The sequence below is a fragment of the Peptostreptococcus anaerobius VPI 4330 = DSM 2949 genome, from assembly GCF_000381525.1.
GTDB lineage: Bacteria > Bacillota > Clostridia > Peptostreptococcales > Peptostreptococcaceae > Peptostreptococcus > Peptostreptococcus anaerobius.
Genome location: NZ_KB906654.1, coordinates 1 through 9,524, shown reverse-complemented (window position 1 = coordinate 9,524; position 9,524 = coordinate 1). Strand labels below are relative to the sequence as shown.

Here is a 9,524-nt window from a genome sequence, read left to right as displayed (position 1 = left end):
CACCTCTGTATGAACATAGTTGTCTCAATATCTTACCAATACTATTTCTGTATTGATTGTATATTATTTTTCTCCTGTATTTTGGAGTAAACACAATGTGATATTTACACATCCATTTTGTATGAGACAAGCTGTTCGCTTTGTTTGCCATAAAATCACCTTCCTATTCGTATTATTGAGCTTGAACAATTCAATTATACTATGGAATGGTGATTTTTTTGTATAACATCTGTCGCGCACCCGCATAGCGGGTGGTTTATTGTTTCGCACGCTTTGCGAGCTCAACAGGGACACGTCCCTATAATCAAAGATAACTTCCCGGAAGTTATTCCAGAAGACTATGTAAAAGTAGAATTCAAAGAAGGAGCTCACGGTACACTAAAAGGGACTACTAAATTCTTAGTTAAAGATGGTTCTGCAAAGACAGTATTAAACGCTCCAACAATTGAACCGAATGCAAACTACGAAGCTAAAAAAGATGCAAATTGGGATCCAGCTATTCCTGAAACATTTACAGGAACAGAAAAAAACAAAAAGAGCTTCACATTCACAGCTCAATACACTTACACTGGTAAGGACGTTGTTGAACAAAAACCTGGTGACAAAAAACCAGATGTACCAGAAAACTTTGTAAAAGTTGAATTCAAGAAGGGTGACCACGGTGTAATCTCTTCAGAATATACAACTATTTACTGGGTAAACTCTGAAGAAAATAAGACATTAGCTAATATCACAAAACCAACAGTAACAGCATTTGAAGGTTACAAATTTACAGGTTGGGACAAAGTTGATACAGAAGCTATTGGAAAAGATGGACTAACAGTTACAGCTCAATATAAACCGACTGTTGTAACTGAAGATCCTAAAGATGCAGAACACTACGCAAAAGTAGATTTTGTTGCAGGCGATCAAGGTAAATTCGAGCAAGTCGGCGGTAAAGATCAAGTAACTACTTTCTGGGTATTGAAGAAGGAAGACGTTAAGTTCAACGCACCTGTAGTTACAGCTAATAATGGCTTTGTATTTAGTGGTTGGAATCCAGCTCTTCAAACAAAATATACTGAAGACAAAACTCACACTGCTAAGTATGAACCTAAGTCAGATATTTCCGATGTACCTGTAGCAGGCTTCCAAGAAGTTAAGTTCATGGCAGGAACTGATGGTAACTTTGGTAAGGATAATGAAACGCCTATCACAACAAAATCAGTATGGGTTAGACCTAATGTACAAGTTGACCTTACAACAAAGGCTCCAAAGGTAATAGCTAATAAAGGTAAAGTTCACACAGGATGGAAACCTTCGCTAATAGGAACATTTACTAAGTCAGACACAGCTACAGAAATCACAGCTCAATACAAGACTGACGCTGATAATAATGGTGTCGCTGATGAAGACGAAACAACTCCAGCACCAACAGCTAAGGCACTTAACGTTGGAAAAGATCCAAAATCGACAACTATTACAGGTAAAGCAGTACCAGGTGCAAAAGTTGTAGCAAAAACAACTATTGATAATAAAGAAGTTGTTGTTGGAGAAGCTACAGCAGACAACAATGGCGACTACAAAATAGAAGCTAAAAAAGATAATGCTGCACTTCCAAAAGATACAAAAGTACAAGTTACTGCAAAAGTTGGAGAAAAACAAGAATCAAAACCAACAGAAGCTGTAGTAAAAGAAGATAAAGATGGAAACGGTGTAGACGACGATAAAGAAAAATTCGACATCAAGAAAGCTACAAAAGTTGAAATCATCAAAAATCCAGACAAGATGAATTACTTGGTTAACACACCTGAAGGCAAAGCTAAGTTTGAAACCAAGGGTCTAGTAGTTAAATTTACTGACGACTCTGGAAAATCTGCAACTTATACAGCAGAAGAATTAGCTAAGATGAATGATGTAACAATAAAACCAGCTAATAATGAAGAAATTGGACTAAAAGCTGAAGGTAAGACTAATGAAATTCCGTTAGAAATCACAGTAAATGGAAAGACAAATGAAGTTAAACCGAATGTAAAAGTTCAACTTGACGCTGATAAGAATGGTAAAGCTGATGAAGATGAAAAATCTGAACAAGCAAAAGACGTTAAGGCACTTAACCAAAACAAGGTTGTTCCAGGAACTAACGAAGTTACAGACCAACCAAAAGATACTACTACAGTAATTGGTAAGGCTAAACCAGGCTCAACTGTTATCATTAAAAATGAAGAAGGAAAAGAAATTGGTAAGGTTGAAAAAGTTGGCGATAATGGTGAATTCACTGTTGAAGTTACAAAACAAGACGAAGGTAAAAAGGTAAAAGTTGTTGTAACTGAACCAGGTAAGAAGGACTCAGACCCTGTTGAAACAACAGTAGTAAGAGACTCCGACAACGATGGAGAAGATGACAACCAAGCAGGTCAAACAGAAAGACCAGCAGCTATTGCATCTAATATTGGTAAGAAGCCAACATTTACAACTGTTAAGGGTAAAACTGAAAAGGGTGCAGTAATTACTGTTACTGTAAAAGTAAATGGTGAAGAAAGATCTGTTACAGTTGAAAACTTAAAAGTAAATAATGACGGAACTTACACACTTGAAGCTAAATACAACAACAAACCATTAGAAAGTGGCGCAGAAATCTTAGTTTATGCAAAAAATGAACCTAAGACAATTTCTAAACCACAAACTACAACAGTATTCAACGACGTCAACAAAGACGGAAAACCAGACGCTGGTAAGGTTGATTTAACAGACGTTAAGGACATCCAAGTTATCGCACCTGATAAGATGTCTTACACTCAAGGCGAAAAACTTGTTGGAACTGGACTAAAAGCTGTTGTAAGAGATAACAAGGGTGGCATCGAAATCTTTGACTATGACAATGCGACAGGCAAATTCAAAAATGCAGATAATGAAGAAGTTGCAGACATCACAGCAACAGTTAATGGCAAAGCTATTAAAGAGCTTGCTTTAACAGAAAAAGAACATAATGGCAAGACTATTGATGTTACAATTGGTGATGGTGAAAAAGCTAAAACAGGTTCGACTAACCAAACACTTGAAGTTAAACAACTTCAAACTCCAACACCTACAATTGAATTTGCAGCAAATCAAAACACTGCAGGATCTACTGGACAAGCATCAGGAACTGCAAAACAAAAGACAACTGTTAAATTCACAGTTAAAAATAAACCGACAACAGTTTATGTAAAATACACTGTAGATGGTGAAGCAAAAGAAGAAACTTTTGAAATCGGAGCTAACGATGAACTTACTAAAACTGTAGACTTAGCTGTTAAATTACCAGTTGGAGCAGAAGTACAAGTCCTAGCAAAAGATGCTGACAAGACTCTATCTAAACCAGCTACTGCAACAGTAGTAAGAGATGCTAATAATGATGGAACAGCTGATGATAAGACTCCAGTTGGAAAGACTGAAATTGATCCTATCAAGGCTGAATCTGAAAAGATTACTGTGAAACCAGCAGATAACTCTACAGAACTTGTAATTAAAGAAACTGACAAGAGCGGTAACACTCCAGAAGGTTCAAAAGAAATTACAGTTACTAAAGACAAAGATGGTAATTGGAAGATTGGCGACACTCCAGTTGAAAAAACTGAAGACGGCAAGCTTATAATTCCAACTAAGGACAAGCTAAAACTTGAGGAATACAATGTTGTTGAAGTTGAATCAAAGGGTGATCCAGATACAACTACACCATCTAACGCAAGAGCAACAGTTGGCGAAGCTGCAGATACAGAAGCACCAGCTACTCCAAAAGTTGATCAACCAGTAGATGGCGACAAAGACATCAAGGTTAAGACACCTACTGAAAAAGACGCTAAGACAATAACAGTTGAAGTTGAAGTACCAGCTAAACCTGGCGAACAACCAACAAAGAAAACTGTAGAAGTTAAAAAAGATGATAATGGAGACTGGAAGGTTGGAGACACACCTGTTAAGGAAGAAAATGGAAAACTAGTTATACCAGTTGATCCAGCTGTAAAGAAGGGCGACAAGGTAACAGTTGAAGTTGCAGACGAAACAGGCAACTCTAGCAAGACTCAGCCACAAGAAGTTGTAGAAAGACAACAACTACCAGACCCAACTATCAATCCAATCAAAACTGGTGAAAAGACAGTAGCTGGTAAAGCAGAAAAGGCTGCAACAGTTGACATCTTTAAGAAGAATGCTGAAGGTAAATATGAACAATTAGCTAAAGACGTAGGTGTTAGTCCAGACGGATCCTACACTTACAACAATGCAGACGGATTCAAAGACGGCGACGTAATTAGAGTTGTAGCTAAGAAAGATGGTTGGACTCCTAATAACGCTGAAGCAACAGTAGGAGTAGACACTTCAGCTTTAGATAAGGCAATAACTGATGGTAAGGGCGAACTTGATAAGAGAAACGACGGAACACCAGCAGACAAAGACTTAGAAAAAGCTATTCAAGAAGGTGAAGACCTTAAGAAGAGAGTTCCAGCTCCAAATCAAGAAGAAGTAAATGCGGCTAAGGATAAAATTGAAAAAGCCATCGAAGAAAAGAAGAAGACAGATGAAGCTTTAGATAAGCTTAGAGAGGCTCAAAAAGAACTTGATAATGCAATAGTTGATGCAAAGAAAGACAGAAAGCCATCGGCTGATATTAATGATGCAAATAAAACTAATAAAGATGCTAAAGAAACCATAGACAACAAGGGTAAGGATAAAAACTCTGAAGAAATCAATAATCTAACTAATGAAGTTTTAGAAAAAATTAAAAATATTAGAAAACCTGTTCTAAGAATAGATATAGTTAGAGCACAAAAGGATGAAGAGTCTATACAAATCAGTACAAATCCAGGTGATACAATAGCAACTGTTAGTGTAAGGTATCAAGATGGCTCTGGCACAAAGATTTATAAGGATATTATTGTAAATCCAGTGGGTTCTGCATCTGTTAAGTTAGAAAAACCATTGCAATCAGGAGATTATATAATTGTTAAAGCTACTAGGATAACAAATGTGAGAAAAGTAGCAGATTATTTAGACGGATTAACTCCTCATAGAGTTAACTAACGAATCGAAATATTTATCATCTAATATGATATAATAAAATATATTAAATTCTAGAAAGGATAATGTATGAAAAAGAAATTGTTAAGTTTTTTCTTGGCAATTGTTATGTTACTGGGCACATTACCCAGTAACATGGTTTTTGCTAAAGAACCAGTCAAAAGAAACCTTGATGTTTTAAGCGTTGGAAAGGATAGCTATTTTATTAAATTTCCAGGAGTAGATTATACTAAGTCAAGATATGCACCTCAAGAAATTAATGAATTGAGTAAAGATGATTTTGAAGATCAATGGGTTGGTGTAAATGTTGACTTAATGTTGATGAAGGTTCTTAATATTGATGAGGTCACTCTTACTGTCGAAGGGGACGGATATAAAAAGAACTATGTTTTCAAAACCAGAGCAGCAGCTAAAGTAGATGATGATGATCCATCAAATGATTACCCATACTATTTTGGTGAAACTGTTTTATTACCAGTACCTAAATTGGAGAAAGCTCCATCTATTACAATCACATTTCCAGATGGAAGAGATTCTCGTGTAATGGTTGAAGCACATTCAGTTCCTACGGCTTTTGAAATCAATATTGGATTTATAGCACATACAGGTATAGAAACTAGGTGGTTTGGAACATCAGAAAGACCTAATGTACAAGCTAACTATAAAAGATTTGATTCTGCAGGTGAATTTTTTAATCTCCCAAAAGATAATAAAGATTTAGTTTTGAGAAAAGGTACAAACTGGACTTGGGCCAATCACGACCAAAAAAAGATTACCTATTTAAATAAAATAGATGATGCGTATGTTTCTCTTACTGATGATGGCAATATATCAGGGGTTACGGTTAAGGTAGATGGAAAAGAGGGACAAGGACAGTTAGCAAATTCTAAATACTACTTTAAGAAGTCAGGCGATGCTTACCACGGATTTAATCTGACAATGCGTGAAAAAGTTAGTGTTGATTTTGAAGCAGGTAACGGAACTTGGAAAGCACCGGCAACAAAACCTGCCACTCAATATACAGGTCATAGCTTGAAGCTAGGCGACTCATTTACGACCGATCCTAAATTAGGTCCCGTTACAGTTCCAAATGGAGATAAAGATTTAACACCACCAAAAGCTGAACCAGGCAAACCTGAAAATGAATTTAAGGGATGGGCAACAACTAAAGGTGGACCTATTGTAGATATGGCTACCTTTGTTGTAGAAGGTGACACAACATTCTATGCAATCTATGGACCAAAGGAACAAGGTAAAGTTACTATTCAGTATGTAGATGAAAAAGGTACTGCTATTAATGATAAATACAAGATTAAAGGTGAAAACTATCCAGATGAGGCTAAAGGTAATGTTGGCGAAAATGTAGATGCAAGTAAGATTCCTCAGCCTAAATTTATCGGATATGAAAGAAACGGAGATATCGATGTAACTGGTAAAAAGTATTTGGAAGAAGGTGGACATACAGTAGAAGTTCCTTACAGAAAACTTGATTCAATTATTCCAGAAGATAACGCAAGTGATGATGTGAAGAAGACTTATACACCTGTAACATTTGCTGCTGATACTAGCAAGGGTAAATTAAAACTTGGCGATGCTGATGGTGGAGCTGAAAAAGTTTACTATGTAAACCCTGTTGAAGGCAAAAGCATTGAAGATGTTAAAAATCAATATAACATAACAGCTGAAGGTAAAAAGGATGTTTATAAGGTAGACGAAACTACACCTTGGACATTTGTACCAGATGAAGTTTCTAGTTTAAAAACTGTTATTACTATAGCACCAGTTACTGTTAATGCTAATTTCGTAAAAGAAAAAGGCAAAGTAGTATATGAGTACAAGTATGAAAACAAAACATCTATAACAGATCCAAGTAAAACTAGTATTCCAGCAGTACCAACTGATAATACAGAATATGAAGTTGAAGCAACAGTTAATGCTGAAACAAAAGTTGCAAAAGATAAGATTATTCCAGTTAGAGATAACAGTGGTACACTTATTGGTTCTTGGAAATTCAGTGGTTGGGAACTAGCAACACTAAAAATTAAAAAAGGCGAAAATAAGTTTACTGGTACTTGGACATTTACAGAGTCTCTTGCTTCAATCCTAAAAGGTAAACTTACCCCACAAGACATCAAAGTTTGGAAGAACGACGATATTGATTGGAAAAAAGGTGTTAATATAGACGAAACTGGTTTAACATCTGAACAAAAAGGTGAAATCCAAAAAGCTAGGTTTGAAGACCAAAATGGAAGAAATTCAGGCACAGCTAGTACTAATCCATTCATTGGAGATATCAAGGTGACATTCAGTGATGGTAGTGAATTATTAGTTAAAAAACAAAACCTATATGTATCAGATCATATTACATCTTCAACAAATAACAACACACCAGATGGTGCAATTGAAGTAACATTTAAGCTAGGTGAAGGCGTTAAAGCGGGAGATAAAACTGGTGCAGCAACACCTGTAGAATACGCTAAGTATAAAGTAAAACCAAAAACTAACCTTGACACGTATGAGTTATCATCAAAGCAAAATATCTTTGCTAGCATCAATCCTCAAGTTACAGATGCTAGTAAGTTCAGTAATGTAGTATGGAATCCGACAAACCACATTGTAACAGAGAAAAACAAGGAGTTTACTGCTAAAGCGACAGAATCATTTATCATGAAGCATACATTCAAGCTACTTGATAAGGATAATAACAATGCAGAAATCACTACATTGCCAAAAGTTTTAACAGATATACTACCAAAAGATGGAAAGGTATCTAAAGATGAAACTTATACTCCAGAAAACTTAGATCCTATTAAAAATGTTAAAGAAGGAGACAATTTCTACGATTACACATTTATAAATTGGGATCCAACAAGTGCTAAGAATGCAGACAAAACATTTACAGGAACTTGGACAAAAGAGCAATCTACTTCTGAAAAACCAATAATAGATCAACCAACTGAAGGTGACGATAAGATAACTGGTAAAGGTGAACCAGGATCTAAGATTGTAGTTAAGGACAAAGATGGTAATCCAATCGGAAACACTACAGTAAAGGATGATAAAACATGGGAAGTACAAGTACCGAAAGACAAGCCACTTAAAAATGGTGATAAGATAACTGTTGAACAAACAGAAAAGGGTAAAAAACCAAACACTGCTGACACAACAGTAAAAGATAAGAAAGTCCCAACACCACCAACACCACCAACACCACCAACTCCATCAAAACCAGAAAGCGGTAGAGTTCATGGTAAGGACAGAGTTGAAACAGCAATCGAAATTTCTAAGAAATACTTTGGACAAGCGAACACAGTAATTGTAGTAGATAGGAAAGATTTCCCTGACGCTATGACAGCATCAGTATTATCTAAGCTATTAAAAGCACCTATCCTACTAACAGATACTAACAAACTTGACCCTAGAGTAGCAGCAGAAATTCAAAGACTTGGAGCAAAAGATGTAATAGTCGTAGGTGGAAACAAATCAGTATCAGAAGCAGTTAAGAAAGAATTAGCTAAATTTGATAAAGATACAGTAGAAAGAATCTACGGTAGAGACAGATACGAAACTTCAGCACAAGTTGCAAGAAGAGTAGTAGGAATAACAGGAAAACTTGGACACGGCGTAGTAGCATCAGGACAAGTATTTGCCGACGCACTAACAGTATCACCTTACGCATCAAGACAAGGTTACCCAATACTACTAGTAAGAGCAAACAACTTACCAAAATCAGTTAAAGATGCTATAACAGAACTAGCTATAAACAAAGTAACAATAGCAGGTGGATACACAACAGTAAATAAATCACTAGAAGCTTCACTACCAACAGTAGTAGAAAGATTAAGTGGTAGAACAAGATACGAAACAGCTATTGCTATAGCAGACAAGAAGTTCAGCGGTTCAAAAGAAACATTCTTAGCAAATGGAGAACATTGGATGGACGCACTTGTAATAGGACCAGTAGGCGCTATCTCAGATAGGCCAATCCTATTGACACCTGCAAACAATGCACCAAAATCACTAAAAGACTATATCGCTAAATCAAAAATCGAAAAGATTACAGCAATTGGTGGTACAAGTATGGTAAGTGATAGAGTTCTAAACGAGCTAAGCAAATAAGTTAAAAGAAAAGAACTTGGGAGAAATGATGTGTACCCATAAAACTGGACACATTAATATTTAGTTTACATTCATGGATGCTAACCTATACAAAGTAGGTGGCATCCATTTTGTTTTCTTCTGAATCCTTTCGTTGTTGTAGTAGTATATATATTCATCTATTGCTTTTGAAAACTCTTTAAATGTCTTAAAATCTCTCTCATATCCATAATACATCTCTGTTTTTAGTCTGCCAAAGAATGTTTCCATAATACAGTTATCGTAGCAGTTTCCTTTTTTTGACATTGACTGCGTTATTTGATGCTTTTCTAGTTCTTTAATGTAGTAGCTGTTTTGATATTGCCATCCTTGGTCTGAGTGCATGATTA

At 36.0% G+C, this 9,524-nt stretch carries 4 protein-coding genes; 2 read left to right on the top strand and 2 right to left on the bottom strand.

Annotated elements, in window-relative coordinates; all coding sequences use genetic code 11:
- Positions 1-151 (bottom strand): transposase (locus F823_RS10980; RefSeq protein WP_207636118.1); only part of this gene is annotated, 151 nt, incomplete at its 3' end.
- Between the two features lie 122 nt (positions 152-273).
- On the opposite strand from F823_RS10980, the gene F823_RS0109900 reads away from it, so the two are divergent.
- Both F823_RS0109900 and F823_RS0109895 read left to right on the top strand, forming a co-directional pair.
- Positions 274-5,040, top strand: a complete 4,767-nt coding sequence (locus F823_RS0109900; protein WP_019595729.1) for an Ig-like domain-containing protein — start codon at positions 274-276, stop codon at positions 5,038-5,040.
- 66 nt (positions 5,041-5,106) lie between these two features.
- The gene (locus F823_RS0109895; protein WP_019595728.1) at positions 5,107-9,156 is read left to right on the top strand and encodes a cell wall-binding repeat-containing protein; all 4,050 of its coding nucleotides are present in this window, start codon (positions 5,107-5,109) and stop codon (positions 9,154-9,156) included.
- A gap of 60 nt (positions 9,157-9,216) precedes the next feature.
- Here F823_RS0109895 and F823_RS0109890 read toward each other — a convergent pair.
- Positions 9,217-9,524 (bottom strand): IS3 family transposase (locus F823_RS0109890; RefSeq protein WP_019595727.1); only part of this gene is annotated, 308 nt, incomplete at its 5' end.

Excerpts from the sequence above, each read along its gene's own strand:
- F823_RS0109895 (WP_019595728.1), top strand. The coding sequence starts at position 5,107 with ATGAAAAAGAAATTGTTAAGTTTTTTCTTGGCAATTGTTATGTTACTG.